Here is a 19,628-nt window from a genome sequence, read left to right as displayed (position 1 = left end):
ATCCATGATGGAGCGCCGATGCTCGGCTATCTGATCCGTCGTTTGCTGGCGGCCATCCCGGTGATGGGTGTGGTCGCACTGTTCGTGTTCCTGCTGCTGCGCCTGACACCGGGCGATCCCGCCGCGATCATTGCCGGCGACAGCGCCACCCCTGAACAATTGATGCGCATCCGCACGTCGCTAGGGCTCAACGAGCCGCTCTACGTGCAGTTCTTCACCTGGATCGGACGGCTGCTGCACGGCGACCTCGGCGTCTCGCTGATCTCGCAGGTGCCGGTGCTGCAGATGATCGGCCAGCGTATCGAGCCGACCATCACGGTGGCGCTGTCGACCATCGTGCTGTCGGTCATCGTCGCGGTTCCGCTCGGCGTCGTCGCCGCGTGGAAACACGGCACCTGGGTCGACCGCTTTGTGATGGGCCTGTCGGTGATCGGCTTCTCCGTGCCGGTGTTCGTGATCGGCTACGTGCTGATCCAGATCTTCGCGATCGAGCTGCGCTGGCTGCCGGTGCAGGGCTTCCGCCCGATGGCGCGCGGCTTCGGCCCGTTCGCCGAGCGGCTGGTGCTGCCGACGCTGACGCTGTCCTTCATCTACATCGCGCTGATCGCACGAATGACGCGGGCGGCGATGCTCGACGTGCTGGGCGAGGACTATGTCCGCACGGCGCGCGCCAAGGGCATCAACGAAAGCCGCGTGCTGCTGCGCCACGCGCTGCGCAATGCGGCGGTCCCGGTAATCACCGTGATCGGCACAGGCTTTGCGCTGTTGATCTCCGGCGTCGTCGTCACCGAGAGCGTCTTCAACCTGCCCGGCATCGGCCGCCTCACCGTCGACGCGGTGCTGGCGCGCGACTACCCGGTGATCCAGGGCATGATCCTGCTGACCAGCGGCATCTACGTCGCCGTCAATCTGTTGATCGATTTGGCCTACACGCTGCTCGATCCCCGTATCCGGTACTGAGGGCGCGCGCACCATGGCCATCGATACCATGTCCGAACCGACCCTTCCGGTGCCGCGCCCGATGCGTCCGCGGCTCGGTTTCCTGCTGTCGACGCCGATCATCGCCGTCGCCACCATCTGCCTGACGCTGGTCGTGCTGATGGCGATCTTCGCGCCGTGGCTGGCGCCGCACGATCCGGTGAAGCTGGCGCCGGCGCTGCGGCTGAAGCCGCCGAGTGCCGAATTCCTGCTCGGCACCGACGCCTATGGCCGCGATCTGCTGTCGCGCATCATCTATGGCGGCCGGGTGTCGCTGCTGATCGGTATTGGCTCGGCGATCGTCGCGATCGCGATCGGCCTCGTCATCGGTCTGGTCGCCGGCTTCTTCCGCTGGGTCGACGCGGTGATGATGCGGGTGATGGACGGCTTGATGGCGATTCCCAGCGTCCTGCTGGCGATCGCGGTGGTGTCGCTGTCCGGCGCCAGCCTGACCACGGTGCTGATCGCGATCACCATTCCGGAAATCCCGCGGGTCGCCCGGCTGGTCCGCTCGGTGGTGCTGACCGCGCGCGAGGAGCCCTATGTCGAAGCCGCGATCTCAGTCGGCTCCAGCCTGCCGAAGATCATGGTGCGGCACCTGATGCCCAACACGGTCGCGCCGCTGATCGTCCAGGGCACCTACATCGCCGCCTCGGCAATCCTCACCGAAGCGATCCTGTCGTTCCTCGGTGCTGGCATCAGCCCGGAGACGCCGACCTGGGGCAACATCATGGCCGAAGGCCGCGCCTACTTTCAGATCAAGCCGATGCTGATCTTCTGGCCGGGCCTCTTGCTGTCGATCGCGATCCTGTCGGTCAACCTGATCGGTGATGCCGCCCGCGACGCGCTCGACCCGCGGATGAAACAGCGCGAGGGCAGCCGATGAAGAGGCAGCTCATCATGTCTGCTCTCTCAGCCCCACAACGCGCACCGACCTCACCTCTCCCCGCGCGCGGGGAGAGGGAGCGCGCCGTACCCGACTGCGGAGCCCGACATGACCGATAACGTCCTCGAAATCGACAACCTCGTCGTCCGCCTCGGCCGCAGCGGGCACGGCGACAAGGTGATCGACGGCATCTCACTCAACGTGCGGGCCGGCGAGACGATGTGCCTGGTCGGCGAGAGCGGCTCTGGCAAATCGGTGACGTCACTCACGACCATGGGGCTGCTGCCGAAGGGCGTGCTGCAAGCGTCCGGCGGCGAGATCCGGCTGGCCGGCGAGAACGTGCTGGCGGCCAGCGAGCGGCGGCTGCGCCAGCTCCGTGCCTCGCGGATGGCGATGATCTTTCAGGAGCCGATGACGGCGCTGAATCCTGTGGTGCCGGTCGGCAAGCAGATCGACGAGGTGCTGCGCTTCCACACCGACCTGCCCGCGCGCGAACGCCGCCGCCGCATCCTCGACATGATGCAGCAGGTACGGCTGCCGGATGTCGAACGGATCTTCGCGTCTTATCCGCACCGGCTATCGGGCGGTCAGCGTCAGCGCATCATGATCGCGATGGCGCTGGTGCTCGAACCGAAACTGTTGATCGCCGACGAGCCGACCACGGCGCTCGACGTCACCACGCAAAAGCAGATCCTGACGCTGATCCGCGAACTGCAGCAGGCGCACGGCACCGCGGTGCTGTTCATCACCCACGACATGGGCGTGGTCGCCGAGATCGCCGACCGCGTCGCGGTGATGCGGCAGGGCCGGCTGGTCGAGACCGGTCCGCTGGAGGCGGTGCTACGCCGCCCGCAGATGGAGTACACCCGCAATCTGTTGTCGGCGGTCCCGAGCCTGGTGCCGCGGGCGCCGCGCCCCGCGAACCGCACGCCGGTCGTTCTGGAAGCCAATGAGCTCGGCAAGGTGTATCGCGAACGCTCGCTGCTCGGCCGTCACCGCGAAGTGGTGGCGGCGCAGGACGTGACGCTGACACTGCACAAGGGCCGCACCCTGGGCATCGTCGGCGAAAGCGGCTCGGGCAAATCCACCGTGGCGCGCTGCATCGTCCGGCTGATCGATCCGACCTCGGGGGGCATCCGGCTCGCCGGCCGCGAGATCTCCGAGCTGTCGCGCCGATTGCTGCGGCCGCATCGGCAGAAGATCCAGATCATCTTTCAGGACCCGTATCGCTCGCTCAATCCGCGCGTCAGCGTCGGTGAGAGCATCGCCGAGGGACCGATCAATTACGGCATGCCGCGCGCCCAGGCGATGGCCAAGGCACGGCAGTTGCTCGAACTGGTGCATCTGCCGGCGGATGCGATCTCGCGGTTCCCGCATCAGTTCTCCGGCGGTCAGCGCCAGCGCATTGCGATCGCCCGCGCGCTGGCGCTCGATCCCGACGTGCTGGTCGCGGACGAAGCGGTGTCGGCGCTCGACGTTTCGGTGCAGGCGCAGGTGCTGAATCTGCTCGACGAGATCCAGACCCGGCTCGGCATCGCGCTGCTATTCATCACCCACGATCTGCGCGTCGCGGCGCAGATCTGCGACGACGTCGCGGTGATGGAAAAAGGCCGCGTCGTCGAACAGGGACCCGCCGCCGAAGTGCTGACCCACCCCAAGCAAGCCTACACCCGCCAACTGCTCGAAGCCGCCCCGGGCCGGCATTGGGACTTCGCCAATTTCCGTCCGGTCAGCGAAGCGCCGGCGGCGATGGTAAGCTAAGTATCCGCTTCCCCGCGTCATTCCGGGGCGCCGCGCAGCGGCGAGCCCGGAATCCATAACCACCGCCAGGGGATATGGATTCCGGGCCTGCGCCCCAAGGGGCGCATCCCGGAATGACGAACGTTAAGTCAGCAAGAGAACAACAACCATGACCCGTATCGCCGTCGGCGGCTTCCTGCACGAGACAAACACCTTTGCGCCCACCAAGGCGACCTGGGAGGCGTTCGTGCACGGCGGCGGCTGGCCGGCGATGACGATCGGCGCGAACGTGCTGAAGGTGATGCGCGGCATCAATGTCGGCCTTGCCGGCTTCGTCGAAGACGCCGAAGCCAAGGGCTGGGAGCTGATCCCGACCATCGCCTGCGGCGCCAGCCCGTCGGCGCACGTCACCGAATACGCGTTCGAGCGCGTCGTCAAAATCATGATCGACGGCATCAAGGCCGCCGGCCCCCTCGATGCGGTCTATCTCGACCTGCACGGCGCGATGGTCACCGAACATCTCGACGACGGCGAAGGCGAGATCCTGGCGCGGGTGCGCGAGGTGATCGGCCCCGATCTGCCGCTGGTGGTCAGCATCGATCTGCACGCCAACGTGACGCCGCGCATGGTCGAGCATGCGGACGCGCTGATCGCCTACCGCACCTATCCGCATGTCGACATGGCCGACACCGGCCGCGCCGCCGCCAAGCATCTGGAGCTGATCCTGACCAGCGGCCAGAAATTCGCCAAGGCGTTCCGGCAACTGCCGTTCCTGATTCCGATCTCGTGGCAGTGCACGTTCGATCAGCCGACCAAGGGCGTCTACGACAAGCTCGCGGCGCTGGAGAGCGAGGCTGTGCCGACGCTGTCGTTTGCGCCGGGCTTTCCGGCCGCCGACTTCCCGGACTGCGCCCCGTCGGTGTTCGCCTATGGCCGCACCCAGGCTGATGCCGATGCGGCGGCTGATTCCGTCGCATCGCTGGTGGCTAGTCTCGAGGACGACTTCGACGGCAAGATCTATTCGCCCGACGAAGGCGTGAAGCATGCGATCGAGCTGGCGCGCACTGCCGCCAAGCCGGTGATTATCGCCGACACCCAGGACAATCCCGGCGCCGGCGGCGATTCCGACACCACCGGCATGCTGCGCGCGCTGGTGCGCAACAACGCGCAGCGCGCCGCGATCGGCGTGATCTACGATCCCGATGCGGCCAAGGCCGCTCATGCGGCCGGCGTCGGCGCGGTCCTCTCGCTGGCGCTCGGCGGCAAGTCGGGGATTCCCGGCGACGCGCCGTTCGAAGAGATCTTCGTCGTCGAGCAGCTGTCCGATGGCCGCTTCGTCGCACCCGGTCCGTATTTCGGCGGACGCGAGATGGAGATGGGTCCGTCCGCCTGCCTGCGGATCGGCGGTGTGCGCGTGGTGGTCGCATCGCACAAGGCGCAGCTCGCCGACCAGGCGATGTATCGCTACGTCGGCATTGAACCGACCGCACAGGCGATCCTGGTTGTGAAAAGCTCGGTGCATTTCCGTGCCGATTTTCAGCCGATCGCCGAGCGGCTGTTGATCTGTGCCGCACCCGGCGCGATGCCGGCCGACACCGCCGCCTTGCCGTGGACGCGGCTGAAGCCGGGCATTCGTGTCAGGCCAAATGGACAGCCATTCGTCACGCCGAACTAACAACTCGCTCCTGACGTCAAGCAACTCTGACGCATCGTCCTCGTGATCGCACCAGTCGGTCACTGGACTATCATGCGTGTGTACGAGTCGATCGTGCGTGCGCTTCTGTGTATGCGAATACCATTCTTTCTTTTGGTCGACTCGGAGCGCGCGCGAATTGGAACCTTCCCGGTTCCACGCGATTGGCTCGACGGTTCGCTCAATTGAAGAGAGGTCGCAGATGCCGTTGATCAGCGGGCAAGCAATCGAAACAATTCGCATCAAGCAAAATCTTGCGCGCACGAGTCTCGCCAATCCGGTAGCGGGTGCGCGCACCGATATCACCAGCGTGGTCGGCCGGCTGGCGATCTACGCCGACGGATCCGCGCAGCCGGACGGCAACACGACTCCGCTGCTGCTGATCCACAGCGTCAACGCTGCAGGCTCGGCCTACGAAGTCAAGCCGCTCTACGATTACTACGCGAAGACGCGCCCGGTTTATGCGATCGACCTGCCGGGATTCGGCCAGTCCGATCGCGACGACCGAGAATACACCGCGCGGATGATGACCGACGCGGTCCACGCCGCGGTCGAACAGATCCGCCGCATTCACGGCGAACAGCCGGTCGACGCGCTGGCGCTGTCTCTGGCCAGCGAATTCCTCGCTCGCGCCGCGACCGAGGCGCCGCAGGCATTCCGTTCGCTCGGCTTCATCAGCCCGACCGGATTCGAAGGCAAGGCCCGTGATGCGGGCACGCCCGGCACGCGCGGCCGTTCGTGGATCATCGACACGCTGCGGGTCAAATTGTGGGATCGCGGTTTCTTCAAGCTGCTCACGGCCCGGCCGGTGATCCGCAAGTTCCTGGAGAAGGCCTGGGGCTCGAAGACCATCGACGAACCGATGGTGGACTACGATTACGCCACCACGCATCAGCCCGGCGCACGCTATGCCCCGTACTACTTCGTGGCCGGCTTCATGTTCAGCACCGACATCCTGACCGTCTACGAGCAGCTTCGTCTGCCGGTGTGGATGGCGCACGGGGTGCGCGGCGACTTCGTCGACTACCGGCACAAGAACCGCGTGGCAGGCCGTCCGAACTGGACCCTCGTGCAGTTCGACGCCGGCGCGTTCCCGCACTTCGAGGTGCTGGATCAGGTGGTATCTTCGTACAATCAGTTCCTGGGCAAGCTGCAGCCGAGCGACGTCGGCAAGCCGACTCTCGCGCACTCGGTTTGAGCCCACACTGCGTGACGCAACTCCGCGAGCCACGATCAACAATAGCGTGAGTTGCGTTCGCCTCGCAGTTGAAGAAACTAGACCCAACGCGATCGACTGAGCGCGTGAATCGCGGCGCGGCTCCTCATCGGGCTGCGCCGCAGCTGCTCACACTGCGGAGGTTGGTGACGGTCATGAACTACGCTCAGCTTTGGACCGGTTCGGCAGGAATCGACACCACCAAGCCGACCCACCCGTTCACCCACCATGAAATCCTCGGGCTGGTGCAGCCGTTCACGCAACGCGGCTACCAAGTGGACCTTGCCGCCAGCGATCGCATCGCCCGCCGGCTGATCTTCAAACCGGTGACGCACGAGAAATCCGATCGTAGCGGGATCGATGCGACCGAGGTGCTGCAGCTCGACAATCCGCGCCCGGGTCTGCACCTCATCACCCGAACACTGACGTTGCCGCAGCGGCTGTCGGCGACGCTCGAAAGCCAGGGAGACGATCCGGCGGTGTTGTTGCAGCGGATCGAAACGGTGCTGCCGCAGCAACAGTTCCGCACCATCGAAGGCACCGCGGTGGCGCTGAGCTATCGCCTGGTGCAGCCGAACGCGCGGCGCGCTGCGACCGACACAGTGCGCCGGGAGCTGATTCGGGGCGAGGCCGAGATCGCCGGCTTCATGGTGGTGCTGCGTGCAGCCCAGGTTCGCAGCTATCCGGCCGAGATCGACATCACGCCGAAGGCCCCCGGCGTGGCGCTGCCGGAGGATCTGCTCGCCGTCATCGGCTGGTCGTGGTCCACGCTGCGCAAGAACAAATCCGGTTTCACCGGCAAGCTGATGGTGCGCGGCCAGGAACCCGAGCGGAGCGGCCGCGTCGAGGCCGCCTTTGAGAAGACCGTGGCGCATCTGGAGCGCACCCTGACGCGGCCCCCGGCGGCGTATTACGAAAAGCTGCGCGGCGCGCGCTGGACCGTCACCTTCCGCCGCGCGGTGCCGGCGTTGTTCTTCGGCGGCCTGATCGCCGGAGCGGCCAGCCTGACGATGATCGACGTGCCGCAGGACTCGATCTTCAACCTGCTGCTGATGGGCGCACCGCCGCTGCTGATGTTCGGCGCGTTCGGCATGCGCGAAACCCCTTCGCTGGAGATTCCCCCGATTCCCCGGCGCTGGAAGGAGACCTGGCTGCCGGAGTCCGAACCGGAACCGACGACGACCAACCTGGACGCCCAGACGACCTGACGAGCGAGGACACGATCGATGCACGGCAACCCGATGAACATCCCTCCGGTCTCGATCGCAGCCGCCAAGGCCGCGCTGATCGAGCAATACGCCGATCCGACGCTGCGGCGGCGGGCGTCGATGCTGTGGGGGACGCGCGGGGTCGGCAAGTCCTCGATCGTCCGCCAGGTCGCCGCACATTATCGGGTGCCGCTGATCGATCTGCGGCTGACCACGATCGAGCCCGTGGATATCCGCGGCGCGATCTATGCCGACGAGAATCTCGCCAAGACGGTCTGGTTTCCGCCGGAGTTCCTGCCGTCCCGCGATCAGCCCGAAGGCGTGCTGTTTCTCGACGAGCTCACAGCCGCCGACCAGCGGCTGCAGATCTCGGCCTACTCGCTGATCCTCGATCGCCGCGTCGGCAACTATCATCTGCCGGACGGCTGGCAGGTGGTCGCCGCCGGCAATGCCAGCTTCCATGGCGCGATCAGCCACGACATGGGCACCGCGCTCGCCGACCGCATGTTCCACTTCAACGTCCAGACCGCGATCGATGCGTTTCTCAACCACGCCATCACGCAGGAATTCGCTCCGGAAGTGATGGCTTATTTGAAGATCCGTCCCGACAAGCTCGACGACACCCAGGCGCAGCTCGCCGGCGATCATCTGATCGGCGCCAGCCCGCGCGGCTGGGAGGACATTTCCAACGTGCTGAAATCCGGCCTGTCCGATCACGCCAAGCGGCTGTTCGTGCAGGGCCGGATCGGCGCCGCCAATGCCGCGGAATTCTTCGGCGTGCTGCGCGAAATTCAGGCCGGCACCGATGTGCTGAAGCTACTCGCCGCACGTCCGGGCCCGGAGACCGCGGCACTGCTGCCGAAGTCGCTCGATGCCCTCTACGGCATGCTGTATGGGCTGCTCGCCGCCAGCACCGACAAGCAGACGATGGCGCGCGCCCTGGAGATCATCGAGCAACTGCCCGACATCCGCAGCGCTGCGCCGTTGCCGATCCGGGAAGCGCAGACGCTGGCGATGGAATTGCTGATGCAGCGCGGCCTGGAGAACGGCCTCGAATCCGCGATCCTCGACAGCCCAGCCTACGCCAGCTACGCCGGGCGCCGGCAATTGGAAGCCTCCGATGCCTGAAGCCAGCGCGCTGTATTGTCACCGCGGCACGCGTGCGATCCAGCGCATGGTTGAGTTCGCGCCCTCGACCGGAGGGTTGGCGCTGTGGGTGCAGCATCGCGACCTTGCCGCCGATGCACCGGCAGACGTCCCTGCCGCCGGCACCGACGGCACCACGGTGTACTACAGCGCCGCATTCGAACGGTTGCCGCTGCCCGAACAGGTCGGCGTCGTCGCGCACGAAGTGCTGCACATCGCGCTGCGCCACTCCCAGCGTTTCGTCGAGCTGCAACGTACGCAGGGCGGTGTCGATCTCGAACTGTTCAACATCTGCGCCGACGCCATCGTCAACTCAACGCTGGCGCATCTGAGCTGGCTGCAACTGCCGGCGAACGCCGTGATGCTGGAGCAGATCGTCTTCCAGGCGCTCGGCCGCGAGCAGCAGCCCGAGGCGGCACTGTTGGAATGGGACGTCGAGAAGCTGTACCGCGCGATCGACGACCGCGACCGTGACGGCACCAGCGGCAAACAACAATCCGGCCGGCAGTCCCAGCAAGGCTCCGAAGCCGATGCGTCCGGCTCCGGCGGAAAGGATCAGGCGCAGTCGCAATCCGGCGCCGGCGAGACCGAGACCGAGACCGCGCGACCGAGCGATGGCGCCAAGTCCGCCAAGGTGCGGGCTCTCGGCGCCGGTGGCTCACGCGACCTGGTACCTAACCCGGACTCACAGTCGGCACCCGAGCACGAGGCCGAACGGGCACGCGAATGGAGCGAGCGAATCTTGCGCGGCCATGCCGGCGACGGCGCATTCTCGATGCTGCGCGCGCTGATCGCCGATCTGCCGCGGACCCGCACGCCGTGGGCCCAGGTGCTGCGGGTGCAGCTCGCGCGCGGCCTCGCCCGCAAGCCGGCGCTGACGTGGTCGCGCCCGACCCGCTCTTACATCGCCAACCAGGGCCGCGCCGGCAATCATCGGATGCCGTTCGAGCCGGGCTTCAGCCCCACCAAGAACGAGCCGCGGCTGGTGCTGATCATCGACGTCTCCGGCTCGATCGACGACGCGCTGGTGCAGCGCTTTGCCAACGAGATCGAAACCATCATCCGGCGCCAGGAAGCCGGCCTGGTGCTGATCATCGGCGACGAGCGGGTGCGGCAGGTCGAGGTCTTCGAGCCCGGCCGCCGCTTCGTGCTCAGCGAGATCGAATTCTCCGGCGGCGGCGGCACCGACTTCACGCCGCTGCTCGCCGAGGCCGACCGGCACAAGCCCGATATCACCGTGGTCTTGACCGACCTCGAAGGCCCGGCGCATTTCAAGCCGCGTTGGCCGGTGATCTGGGCGGTGCCACAAGAACACGCTCACGCGGTGCAGCCGTTCGGGCGCCTGCTCGCGCTCGATTGACGAGGTCCGAAGCACGACCAAGAGAGGCTCAGGAGCACGCCATGCTTCAGGTGACCGGAATTCCGGATGCGTGCGACAATCTCGCGCCGATCCCAATGGAATGCGACGCGCCGTTCCTCAGCATCAAGGGCGAGCTGCCGCGGGAATTGAACGGCACGCTGTATCGCAACGGCGCCAACCCGCAATTCGTCTCGCCGAACGCGCACTGGTTCTTTGGCGACGGCATGCTGCACGCGTTTCATCTGGAGAACGGCCGCGCGTCGTATCGTAACCGCTGGGTGCGCACGCCGAAATGGCTCGCCGAGCACGAGGCGGGCCGCCCGCTCTACGGCGAGTTCAACCTCAAGCTGCCCGATGCACCGCGCTCGGTGCCGGACGACGGCAACGTCGCCAACACCAACATCGTGTTCCACGCCGGCCGGCTCCTGGCGCTGGAAGAGGCGCATCTGCCGATGCAGATCGAACGCGACACGCTCGAGACCCGCGGTTACTGCGACTACGGCGGCGCGTTGAAGGGGCCATTCACCGCTCACCCGAAGATCGACCCGGTGACCGGCGAGATGCTGTTCTTCGGCTACAACGCCAGCGGCCCGCTGACGCGTACGATGTCGTTCGGGGCGATCGACGCCTCGGGCAACGTCACCCGGCTGGAGCATTTCAAGGCCCCGTTTGCGGCGATGGTGCACGACTTCATCGTCACCGAGCATCATGTGCTGTTCCCGATCCTGCCGCTCACCGGCAGTATCTGGCGCGCGATGCGCGGCCGGCCGCCCTACGCCTGGGATCCGCGCAAGGGCTCGTATGTCGGCGTGATGAACCGCTCCGGCTCGACCCGCGACATCCGCTGGTTCCGCGGCGAGGCTTGCTTCGTGTTCCACGTCATGAACGCGTGGGAGGACGGCACCCGGATCGTCGCCGACGTGATGCAGTCGGAGGAAGCGCCGCTGTTCACCCATCCCGACGGTCGCCGCACCGATCCGGAGAAGGGCCGTGCGCGACTGTGCCGCTGGAGCTTCGACCTCGCCGGCAACACCAACGCCTTCAAGCGCAGCTATCTGGACGAGATCAGCGGCGAATTTCCACGGATCGACGAGCGCCGTGCCGGCCTGCGCAGCGGCCACGGCTGGTACGCGTGCGCCAGCCCGGAAACACCGATGCTCGGCATGCTCACTGGACTCGTGCATGTCGACGGCAACGGCCATCGCCGCACTCGCTATCTGCTGCCGACCGGCGACACCATCGGCGAGCCGGTGTTCGTGCCGCGCGCGACCGACGCAAACGAAGCCGAAGGTTGGCTGCTCGCGGTGGTGTGGCGCGGCTGCGAGAATCGCAGCGACCTTGCGGTGTTCAATGCGACAGACATTGCGGCAGGCCCGATCGCCCTGGTGCATCTCGGCCACCGCATTCCCGACGGCTTCCACGGCAATTGGGTGCCGGCAGGATAAGGGATCGTCACCCGCCACGCAGCACAACGCATCGCGCAGCTCATCGGCCGCGATCTTTGTCCTTGAGCAGGCGGCGATAGTACGTACTTCGGTCGATCCCGAGCCGGCGCGCGGCGCGCGATACGTTTCCGCCGCTGGCGTCCAATGCGGCCTGCAGCACTGACCGGGTCTGTTCCGCCAGCGACGTCCCCGGGAGCGTCTCGGAAACCTGACTCTCCACCGCGCCGGCCGCCGCGGTGATTTCGGCGGGCAGTGCCGAGACCTCGACCGGGTGTCCCGGCTCGCCAAGTACCAACAGGGCGCGTAGCGTTCCGACCAGTTGCCGGTAGTTGCCCGGCCAGTTGTAGGCGGCGAGCACACGCTCGACCTCAGCCGAGAGCTGCACGCCGGCGTCTTCGCCGCCGAGCTGGCGCCACAGCGTCCGAACCAGCGCGAGCCGGTCCGGATGATGGCGCACCGGCGGCCGCTCGACGACATATTGCGCAATGCGGAAGTACAGATCCTGGCGGAACGCCCCGGCGGCCAGCAGGGTGCCGAGCGGCTGGTGCGTCGCGCAGATCAACGCGAAGTCGACCGGCACCGGACGGCCACCGCCGAGCGGCGAAATCTGCTTGTCCTGCAGCACGCGCAGCAGCCGGCTCTGCAACGACAGCGGCATGTCGCCGATCTCGTCGAGAAACAGCACGCCGCAATCGGCCTGACGCAGCAGCCCGGGCGCGCCCTGCCGCCGCGCGCCGGTGAAGGCACCGGCCTCGTAGCCGAACAGCTCCGACTCGATCAGCCCCTCGGGGAGCGCCGCGCAATTCACCGGCACGAACGGCTTGTTGCGCCGCGCACTCTCGGCGTGAACGCGGCGCGCGAAAACATCCTTGCCGGATCCGGTCTCGCCGAGCAGCAGCACCGGAATCCCCGCCTCGACCAGCCGCACGGTGCGCGACAGCTGCGCCATCATTTCTGCATCGAGGATCGGCTCGACCTCCCCGACCGGAGCCGCCGGCACAGCAGCGGGCATCGATGCTGCAGGCGCGCGTGGGCTGCGGCGCAGCGGGTCGACCAACCGGCCCCACAGCCGCGTGCCACGAGGGCCGCGCAGCATCTGGATCTGATCCGAGGGGCGCACACCCGGCAGCAGCGTTTCGAGCCTCGCCAGATCGAGCGCCGGCCAATCGAGATTCATCAGATCGAGGCCGTGTCGATTGGCGCCGACCAGCACGCCATCGGCAAACGCCAGCACGCCTTCGCGCGGCGTGCCGAGCAGCGCACGGTCGGTGTGCAGCCGCAGCATGGTGCAGTGCTCGAATCCTTCGGTGAAGAACCGGTGCTCGATCTGCTCGGCGGCGAGTCGCATCAGGCCGAGCGCGTGGACATGGCGGATCGCCGCGGGGCCTGTCATATCGAGCGCACCGGCGACCACGCCGCGCGGATCGATCAGCGGCGCGGCGGCGCAAGCCAGGATGCGGTGGCGCTCGAAGAAGTGCTCGGCGCCGTGCACTGCAATCGGCTGACGCTCGACCAGCGCCGTGCCGATCGCATTGGTGCCGGTGTCGGCTTCGCTCCACGACACGCCGGGCCGCAGCGCCACTTGCGCCGCACGCCCCGCAAATTCGCCGGAGCCGATCATATCGAGGACGACGCCAGCCGCATCGGTGAGAATGACGACGCTGCCGGTCAGACGTGCATCGCCTTGCAGAGCATTGAGTTCCGGCCGCGCGAGACGGCCGAGCCGGTCGTGGCGTTCCTGAAATTCGCGCAGTTCGCGGGCGGTAGGCGGCTCGACCAGCGGCGAGCGGCTGGCGTCCAGCCCCTGGCCGGCGCAGCGCTGCCACGACCGTAGGATCGGAGCGGCGAGCATTCCATCGACAGACCGCCCTTCCCCGAAGAAGCGACGGCGCGCAGTGACGACGGCATCACGGTTTGATGCGACAGACATAGGCGGATCCTCGGAGTGTTGGATTCTGCAACAGGTGTTGCGTCCAACTGCTGCGAGTATCACACGCAGCCTGAGGTGCTGTCCAGAGATCGCCACCTGCGGCCGGCGCGTCCCAATCTAGAATCCTCCCAGCTTTATCAACGAACTGATCAGTTCGCGGAGCAGTGGCCGCAGGCCTCCGGCGCGGGTGGCACAGGTTGTGCGTAGTTCCGCTCGCTTCAACATATGGGAGGAAGCCATGAACCTCATCACAACGATGCATCCTGACGCCAGCACGGTCTTCAAGGCCCGCTATGGCAACTTCATCGGCGGCCGCTGGGTTGCGCCGGTCGATGGCAGATACTTCGACAACACCACGCCGATCACCGGCGCAAAACTGACGGAAATTCCGCGTTCGCAGAAGGAAGACGTCGAACTCGCGCTTGATGCAGCGCACACCGCGAGCGTCACCTGGAGCAAGACGACGACGACAGAACGGTCACTCATTCTCAATCGCATCGCCGATCGGATGGAAGCCAATCTCGATCTGCTGGCGATCGCCGAGACGCTCGACAACGGCAAGCCGATCCGCGAGACGCGGGCCGCCGACCTGCCGCTGGCGATCGATCACTTCCGCTATTTCGCAGGTGCACTGCGCGCGCAGGAAGGTTCGATCTCGGAGATCGATCACGACACCATCGCGTATCACTTCCACGAGCCGCTCGGCGTCGTCGGCCAGATCATTCCGTGGAACTTCCCGTTGCTGATGGCCGCCTGGAAGCTGGCGCCGGCACTCGCCGCCGGCAACTGCGTGGTGCTGAAGCCGGCCGAGCAGACCCCGGCCTCGATCCTGGTATGGGCCGAACTGGTCGGCGATCTGTTGCCTCCCGGCGTCGTCAACGTCGTCAACGGCTTCGGCGTCGAGGCCGGCAAGCCGCTGGCGTCCAGCCCGCGCATCGCCAAGATCGCCTTCACCGGCGAGACCTCGACCGGGCGGCTGATCATGCAATACGCCAGCGAGAATCTGGTGCCGGTGTCACTGGAACTCGGCGGCAAATCGCCGAACATCTTCTTCGGCGACGTCACGGCCGAAGACGACCCGTTCTTCGACAAGGCGATCGAAGGCTTCGTGATGTTCGCGCTCAATCAAGGCGAAGTGTGCACCTGCCCGAGCCGCGCGCTGGTGCAGGAATCGATCTACGATCGCTTCATGGAGCGGGCGCTCGCCCGCGTCGCCGCGATCCGGCAGGGCGATCCGCGCGATCCGGCAACGATGATCGGTGCGCAGGCGTCGCAAGAGCAGCTCGACAAGATCCTGTCCTACATCGACATCGGTCGGCACGAAGGCGCCGAACTGCTGGCCGGCGGCGGGCGGGCGCAGCTGCCCGGCGATCTCGCCGGTGGCTACTACGTGCATCCGACCGTGTTCCGCGGCCACAACCAAATGCGGATCTTCCAGGAAGAAATCTTCGGCCCCGTGGTGTCGGTCACCACCTTCAAGGACGAAGCCGAAGCGATCGCCATCGCCAACGACACCCAGTACGGACTCGGCGCAGGCGTCTGGACGCGGGACGGCACCCGTGCCTATCGGTTCGGACGCGCCATCGCTGCGGGCCGGGTGTGGACCAATTGCTACCACGCCTATCCGGCGCACGCCGCCTTCGGCGGCTACAAGCAATCCGGCATCGGGCGCGAGACCCACAAGATGATGCTCGATCACTATCAGCACACCAAGAACCTGCTGGTGAGCTACGGCACCGGCCCACTCGGCTTCTTCTAGGAAGCGAACTCACTTCATCGGCGGGTGCAAAGCACTCGCTCGCAGCAATACCGGACGGCGTTTCCTGCGCCGTCCGGACAGCAGGGTATTGCCCTGGAAACGCGGAGCGTAGCTGGACCGTCGCATTCGTCCGGCCGGCGCGCTCATCGACCACCGATCAACAACGAAAACGCATGGAAGGAAACACCAATGACCGCAACGACCTTCTTCATTCCCTCTCTCAATCTGTTCGGCGCCGGCTGCGTATCGAGCGCAGCGGACCACGCCAAGGCACGGGGCTTCAAGCGCGCGCTGATCGTCACTGACAGCGGGCTGCACAAGCTCGGCGTCGCCGACCAGATCGCCTCGATGCTGATCGAACGCAACGTGACCAGCGTCGTCTTCCCGGGCGCGAAGCCAAACCCGACGATCAAGAACGTCGAAGACGGGCTTGCACTGCTGAAGCAGGAGAACTGCGACTGCGTGATCTCGCTCGGCGGCGGTTCAGCGCACGATTGCGCGAAGGGCATCGCGCTGACCGCCACCAATGGCGGCAGCATCAAGGACTATGAAGGCGTCGATCGGTCGGCGCACGCTCAGCTTCCGCTGATCGCCATCAACACCACGGCCGGCACGGCGAGTGAGATGACGCGGTTCTGCATCATCACCGACGAGGAACGCCAGGTGAAGATGGCGATCGTCGACCGCCACACCACGCCGCTGCTGTCGGTCAACGATCCGGTACTGATGCTCGGCAAGCCGCCGGCCCTGACCGCCGCGACCGGCATGGACGCGCTGACGCACGCGATCGAAGCCTATGTGTCGATTGCCGCAACGCCGATCACCGACGCCTGCGCGCTGAAGGCGATGTCGATCATCTCCAACAGTCTGCGCACCGTGGTCGCCGAGGGCCAGAACCTCGTCGCCCGCGAGGCGATGTCGTATGCGGGCTTCCTCGCCGGCATGGCGTTCAACAACGCCTCGCTCGGCTATGTACATGCGATGGCGCACCAGCTCGGCGGCTTCTACGACCTGCCGCACGGCGTCTGCAACGCGGTGCTGCTGCCGCACGTGCAGGCCTACAACGCGCAAGTCGCGGCGGGACGGCTGAAGGACGTCGCCCACGCGCTCGGCGTCGACACCACCGGCATGACCGATGCCCAAGGCGCCGATGCCGCCATTCATGCCATCCAGCGGCTATCGGCCGATGTCGGCATTCCGCCCGGTCTCGGCGGTCTCGGCATGAAGGAAACCGACGTGCCGATCCTCGCCGCCAACGCGCTGAAGGATGCGTGCGGCTTCACCAATCCGAAGCAGGCGACGCAGACCGAGATCGAAACCATCTTCCGGGCGGCCGCCTGACGGTCGTCGCGTCCATGATCGGATAACGGCCGATCCGATCAACCTTGGAGCGGGATGACTGAATTCTGAATTGGCAAGTCATCCCGCTCGAACTGATCCGGACGGAGACGCCCGATCCGTCCGCGCCCTCACCGCCCCCACCGATCCTGCCAGACCTTCTCGCCAATCAGGCACGACACCCGAGCGGGACGGTGCTCGTCGGCGATCGGGACAATGCGGGCGGGCGGAGTGTGGCCGGCGACCTCCATCACCAGCTTGGTGTGGATCGCCTCTTTGAACTTGGCGCGATCCTTGATGGACACGACGAAAGCGCCGGGACCGCCGATGACGCAGTCCTCGTAGTAATAATCCAAATTCTCGATATCCATCATCGAGTAGGACGGCTCTTTCACCATGATCGGCAGGCCGTTGATGACGACGCCCTTGGCGACCGCGGCATCGCGCGCGATCGTCACCGGCTCGCCGTTATTGTTCGGGCCGTCGCCGGAGATATCGATCACCCGTCGCAGCCCGTGATACGGGTTTTGCTCGAACAGCGGCAGCGCGAAGTTGATGGCGCCGGAGATTGAAGTCCGCGAAGCACGGCGCAGCGGCGCCTTCAGGATCTCGGCCGCGACCGCATCGGCGGATTCCGGCCCGTCGATGATGTGCCACGGAAGAATAATCTTCTGATCGCTGGACGCGGCCCATTCGAAATACGTCACCGCGATCCGGCCGGTCGGGCCGGTTTTCAGGGTCTTGAGGAATTCGCTGGAGATCAGCGCCTGGGCATAGCCTTCGCGCTGCACCGCGAGTTCGTCGACGTCCATCGAGTAGGAGACGTCAACCGCCAGTACCAGCTCGACGTCGACCTGCTTGGCATCGTCACCCGCTGCGGATTGCGGCGCCTGGTTGGGCGCGGCGACAGCGGCTATGCCGGCCGCTGCGACGGCGAGCACGATTCCGATCGAGACCCACCAGCGCATCGCAGCCCTCCGGTCGACCAACCGCGATGGTGACATGCAAACCAGATGACGAAAAGCGGCCAAGCCGGTTCCATCCCGATCACTTTCCAGTCACTAACGATCATCGATCGTGAGCGTGCGATGCAAAGCAAGCCTCCCGCACAGCGATGTGCTTAGCTCAACCGCCCCGGTTTTCCCGGGACCGTTGAGGCTGTAGGATTGGGCGACACGAGGATGCAACCAACACGCGACGCGGGTCGGCACCGGATGAGCAACATCGACCTGAAGCCGAAGACCAAGGCCAAAATCAAGGTCGAGCGGCCGAAGCTGCACAAGGTGATCCTGGTCAACGACGACTACACGCCGCGCGAGTTCGTGGTGTCGGTGCTGAAGGGCGAGTTCCGGATGACCGAGGATCAAGCCACCAAGGTGATGCTCACCGCGCATCAGCGCGGCGTCTGCGTGGTCGGGGTGTTCACCAAGGACGTCGCCGAGACCAAAGCCACCCGCGCCACCGACGCCGGCCGCGCCAAGGGCTATCCGCTGTTGTTCACGACGGAGCCGGAGGAGTAGCGCGGACGGTGTAGTATCAAAACCGTTGCGCTTGCTATCCGAAAAGCGTCATCGCCGGGCTCGACCCGGCGATCCATCTTCTGCAGGACAACTCTTTGATACGCGCGCTGGCGCGCGCGATGGATCCGCGGGTCAAGCCCGCGGATGACGTTCGGCAATTTGATGGTTCAGTGTCTCACAGCCCTTCAACAGCCAGCGGCATCTCGTCGGTGAGGCCATGCACCCGTTCGGCGTGCGAGAAGCCGGCCATCGGGAATTCGCCGAGGTCGCTCCAGCCTTCCGAGCACAGCCCGACGAAATCGCTGGAGGCGACCACGGTGCGGCCGAGACGGGCGGCGAGCCGCTCCAGCCGCGCGGCGAGATTCACCGCCGGGCCGATGCAGGTGAAGTCGAGCCGGTTGCCGCCGCCGATATTGCCGTACAGCACCTGCCCGACATGCAGCGCAACGCCGAAGCGGAAGCTCTCGATGGCGTAGCTGCCTTCGACGAAACTCAGCGCCGCGATGCTGGCGCGGCATTCGTTGGCGGCGGCCAGCATCCGGCCGCAAACCTCGGCGGCGTCAGCGCCGTCGTCGGCGATCGGAAACACGGCGAGCAGCCCGTCGCCCATGAACTTCAGCACTTCGCCGCCGTGGCTGGCAATCGCCGCGACCTGGCAGTCGAAATACGCGTTCAGCACTTTGACCATGATCTCCGGCGGCAGGCCGTCGGACAGCGCCGAGAAGCCGCGAAGATCGGACAGCCATATCGCGGCACGCAGATGATCGGCGTGGCCGCGACGGATCTGTCCGGCGAGAATCCGGGCGCCGGCGCGGTTGCCCACATAGGTGTCGAGCAGATTGGTGGCGATGTCGCGCAGGCTGATCACCTCGACCAGCCGCGACAGCGGCGGCATCATCGCCCGTAGCGCGCTGAGCTGGGAGTCGGTGAAGCCGCCCGGCTGCTTGGTGGCGAAGCTCGCGGCGTGATAGGTGCCGTCGAGAAATCGCAGCGGCAGCGCGGTGTAATCGGTGACGGCCTCGGCGCGCAGATCGTCCAGGAACGGGAAGTTCTTGCTCTCCGGGTCGTCGAGCCGAAAACGGACCTCGACGCCGTAATCGTACAGGATCTTCAGCGGGCTGCGCTTATATTCCTCGGACATCTCGACGTCCTGGGTGGTCGAGCCAACCTCGACCTCGCCGTCAGCGCGCCAGATGAAACGATGGCCATAGATGTCGGGGTGCAGGGTCTCGACGAAGACGCCGACCCGGTGCAGCGGTATCCCGGCCGCGACGAGCTGCTCGCAGGTCAGCTTCATCTTCATGGCCGGGTCTGGCTCGGACCGTGCGCCATCGCTCAGCCAGTCGAGAATGCCGCGGATCTGCTCGGAATGCATGGCAGCATCTTAGCTGCGTCGCGGGGCGATTTGT

15 protein-coding genes are annotated in these 19,628 nt (G+C 66.1%); 12 read left to right on the top strand and 3 right to left on the bottom strand.

Annotation, left to right across the window (positions count from 1 at the left end; translation table 11 throughout):
* The first annotated feature begins 18 nt into the window (after positions 1–18).
* The 9 genes from HZF03_RS06150 (at position 19) to HZF03_RS06110 (ending at position 11,672) form a co-directional block, all read left to right on the top strand.
* A complete protein-coding gene (locus HZF03_RS06150) occupies positions 19–960 on the top strand; it encodes an ABC transporter permease (protein ID WP_011156780.1) in 942 nt (313 codons plus the stop codon).
* 13 nt (positions 961–973) lie between these two features.
* Complete coding sequence (locus tag HZF03_RS06145; RefSeq protein ID WP_011156779.1) at positions 974–1,864, top strand: ABC transporter permease; 891 nt, start codon at positions 974–976, stop codon at positions 1,862–1,864.
* A 108-nt stretch (positions 1,865–1,972) separates the two neighbouring features.
* Complete coding sequence (locus HZF03_RS06140) at positions 1,973–3,625, top strand: ABC transporter ATP-binding protein (RefSeq protein ID WP_119019413.1); 1,653 nt, start codon at positions 1,973–1,975, stop codon at positions 3,623–3,625.
* 148 nt (positions 3,626–3,773) lie between these two features.
* A complete protein-coding gene (locus tag HZF03_RS06135; protein ID WP_119019414.1) occupies positions 3,774–5,279 on the top strand; it encodes a M81 family metallopeptidase in 1,506 nt (501 codons plus the stop codon).
* A 220-nt stretch (positions 5,280–5,499) separates the two neighbouring features.
* Positions 5,500–6,495 carry an alpha/beta fold hydrolase gene (locus tag HZF03_RS06130; protein WP_119019415.1) on the top strand — a complete coding sequence of 332 codons (996 nt, stop codon included), beginning with the start codon at positions 5,500–5,502 and terminating at the stop codon, positions 6,493–6,495.
* 173 nt (positions 6,496–6,668) lie between these two features.
* Entirely contained in the window at positions 6,669–7,721 is a 1,053-nt protein-coding gene (locus HZF03_RS06125) for a hypothetical protein (protein ID WP_119019433.1), read from the top strand.
* A gap of 18 nt (positions 7,722–7,739) precedes the next feature.
* The gene (locus tag HZF03_RS06120; RefSeq protein WP_011156774.1) at positions 7,740–8,849 is read left to right on the top strand and encodes an AAA family ATPase; all 1,110 of its coding nucleotides are present in this window, start codon (positions 7,740–7,742) and stop codon (positions 8,847–8,849) included.
* On the top strand, positions 8,842–10,227 hold the full coding sequence (locus HZF03_RS06115; protein WP_119019416.1) for a vWA domain-containing protein: 1,386 nt from the start codon (positions 8,842–8,844) through the stop codon (positions 10,225–10,227). Before HZF03_RS06120 ends, HZF03_RS06115 begins: the two co-directional genes overlap by 8 nt.
* Positions 10,228–10,268: 41 nt before the next feature.
* Entirely contained in the window at positions 10,269–11,672 is a 1,404-nt protein-coding gene (locus tag HZF03_RS06110) for a carotenoid oxygenase family protein (protein WP_119019417.1), read from the top strand.
* Between the two features lie 40 nt (positions 11,673–11,712).
* Here the strand turns inward: HZF03_RS06110 and HZF03_RS06105 are convergent, their stop codons facing one another.
* Positions 11,713–13,602 (bottom strand): sigma-54-dependent Fis family transcriptional regulator, encoded by a 1,890-nt coding sequence (locus HZF03_RS06105; protein ID WP_119019418.1) that lies wholly within the window; start codon positions 13,600–13,602, stop codon positions 11,713–11,715.
* 256 nt (positions 13,603–13,858) lie between these two features.
* On the opposite strand from HZF03_RS06105, the gene adh reads away from it, so the two are divergent.
* The gene (gene adh / locus HZF03_RS06100; protein ID WP_179906316.1) at positions 13,859–15,361 is read left to right on the top strand and encodes an aldehyde dehydrogenase; all 1,503 of its coding nucleotides are present in this window, start codon (positions 13,859–13,861) and stop codon (positions 15,359–15,361) included.
* A 189-nt stretch (positions 15,362–15,550) separates the two neighbouring features.
* Positions 15,551–16,702 (top strand): L-threonine dehydrogenase, encoded by a 1,152-nt coding sequence (gene yiaY, locus HZF03_RS06095; RefSeq protein WP_011156769.1) that lies wholly within the window; start codon positions 15,551–15,553, stop codon positions 16,700–16,702.
* Between the two features lie 128 nt (positions 16,703–16,830).
* On the opposite strand, the gene HZF03_RS06090 is transcribed toward yiaY, so the two are convergent.
* Positions 16,831–17,667 (bottom strand): DUF1194 domain-containing protein, encoded by an 837-nt coding sequence (locus tag HZF03_RS06090; RefSeq protein WP_119019419.1) that lies wholly within the window; start codon positions 17,665–17,667, stop codon positions 16,831–16,833.
* Positions 17,668–17,913: 246 nt separating this feature from the next.
* Here HZF03_RS06090 and clpS point away from each other — a divergent pair, with 246 nt between their 5' ends.
* Complete coding sequence (gene clpS, locus HZF03_RS06085) at positions 17,914–18,219, top strand: ATP-dependent Clp protease adapter ClpS (protein ID WP_119019420.1); 306 nt, start codon at positions 17,914–17,916, stop codon at positions 18,217–18,219.
* Between the two features lie 175 nt (positions 18,220–18,394).
* Here the strand turns inward: clpS and HZF03_RS06080 are convergent, their stop codons facing one another.
* Positions 18,395–19,594, bottom strand: a complete 1,200-nt coding sequence (locus HZF03_RS06080) for an adenylate/guanylate cyclase domain-containing protein (RefSeq protein WP_011156766.1) — start codon at positions 19,592–19,594, stop codon at positions 18,395–18,397.
* Positions 19,595–19,628 lie beyond the last annotated feature (34 nt).

Source organism: Rhodopseudomonas palustris (assembly GCF_013415845.1).
Taxonomy (GTDB): Bacteria; Pseudomonadota; Alphaproteobacteria; order Rhizobiales; family Xanthobacteraceae; genus Rhodopseudomonas; species Rhodopseudomonas palustris_F.
The sequence above is the reverse complement of the archived record's forward strand: the minus strand, read 5'-3'. Positions and strand labels throughout refer to the sequence as shown.

Excerpts from the sequence above, each read along its gene's own strand:
- HZF03_RS06125 (WP_119019433.1), top strand. The coding sequence starts at position 6,669 with ATGAACTACGCTCAGCTTTGGACCGGTTCGGCAGGAATCGACACCACC.
- HZF03_RS06130 (WP_119019415.1), top strand. The coding sequence starts at position 5,500 with ATGCCGTTGATCAGCGGGCAAGCAATCGAAACAATTCGCATCAAGCAA.
- HZF03_RS06115 (WP_119019416.1), top strand. The coding sequence starts at position 8,842 with ATGCCTGAAGCCAGCGCGCTGTATTGTCACCGCGGCACGCGTGCGATC.
- HZF03_RS06135 (WP_119019414.1), top strand. The coding sequence starts at position 3,774 with ATGACCCGTATCGCCGTCGGCGGCTTCCTGCACGAGACAAACACCTTT.
- HZF03_RS06145 (WP_011156779.1), top strand. The coding sequence starts at position 974 with ATGGCCATCGATACCATGTCCGAACCGACCCTTCCGGTGCCGCGCCCG.
- yiaY (WP_011156769.1), top strand. The coding sequence starts at position 15,551 with ATGACCGCAACGACCTTCTTCATTCCCTCTCTCAATCTGTTCGGCGCC.
- HZF03_RS06110 (WP_119019417.1), top strand. The coding sequence starts at position 10,269 with ATGCTTCAGGTGACCGGAATTCCGGATGCGTGCGACAATCTCGCGCCG.
- HZF03_RS06105 (WP_119019418.1), bottom strand. The coding sequence starts at position 13,602 with ATGTCTGTCGCATCAAACCGTGATGCCGTCGTCACTGCGCGCCGTCGC.
- HZF03_RS06080 (WP_011156766.1), bottom strand. The coding sequence starts at position 19,594 with ATGCATTCCGAGCAGATCCGCGGCATTCTCGACTGGCTGAGCGATGGC.
- adh (WP_179906316.1), top strand. The coding sequence starts at position 13,859 with ATGCATCCTGACGCCAGCACGGTCTTCAAGGCCCGCTATGGCAACTTC.
- HZF03_RS06120 (WP_011156774.1), top strand. The coding sequence starts at position 7,740 with ATGCACGGCAACCCGATGAACATCCCTCCGGTCTCGATCGCAGCCGCC.
- HZF03_RS06140 (WP_119019413.1), top strand. The coding sequence starts at position 1,973 with ATGACCGATAACGTCCTCGAAATCGACAACCTCGTCGTCCGCCTCGGC.
- HZF03_RS06090 (WP_119019419.1), bottom strand. The coding sequence starts at position 17,667 with ATGCGCTGGTGGGTCTCGATCGGAATCGTGCTCGCCGTCGCAGCGGCC.
- HZF03_RS06150 (WP_011156780.1), top strand. The coding sequence starts at position 19 with ATGCTCGGCTATCTGATCCGTCGTTTGCTGGCGGCCATCCCGGTGATG.
- clpS (WP_119019420.1), top strand. The coding sequence starts at position 17,914 with ATGAGCAACATCGACCTGAAGCCGAAGACCAAGGCCAAAATCAAGGTC.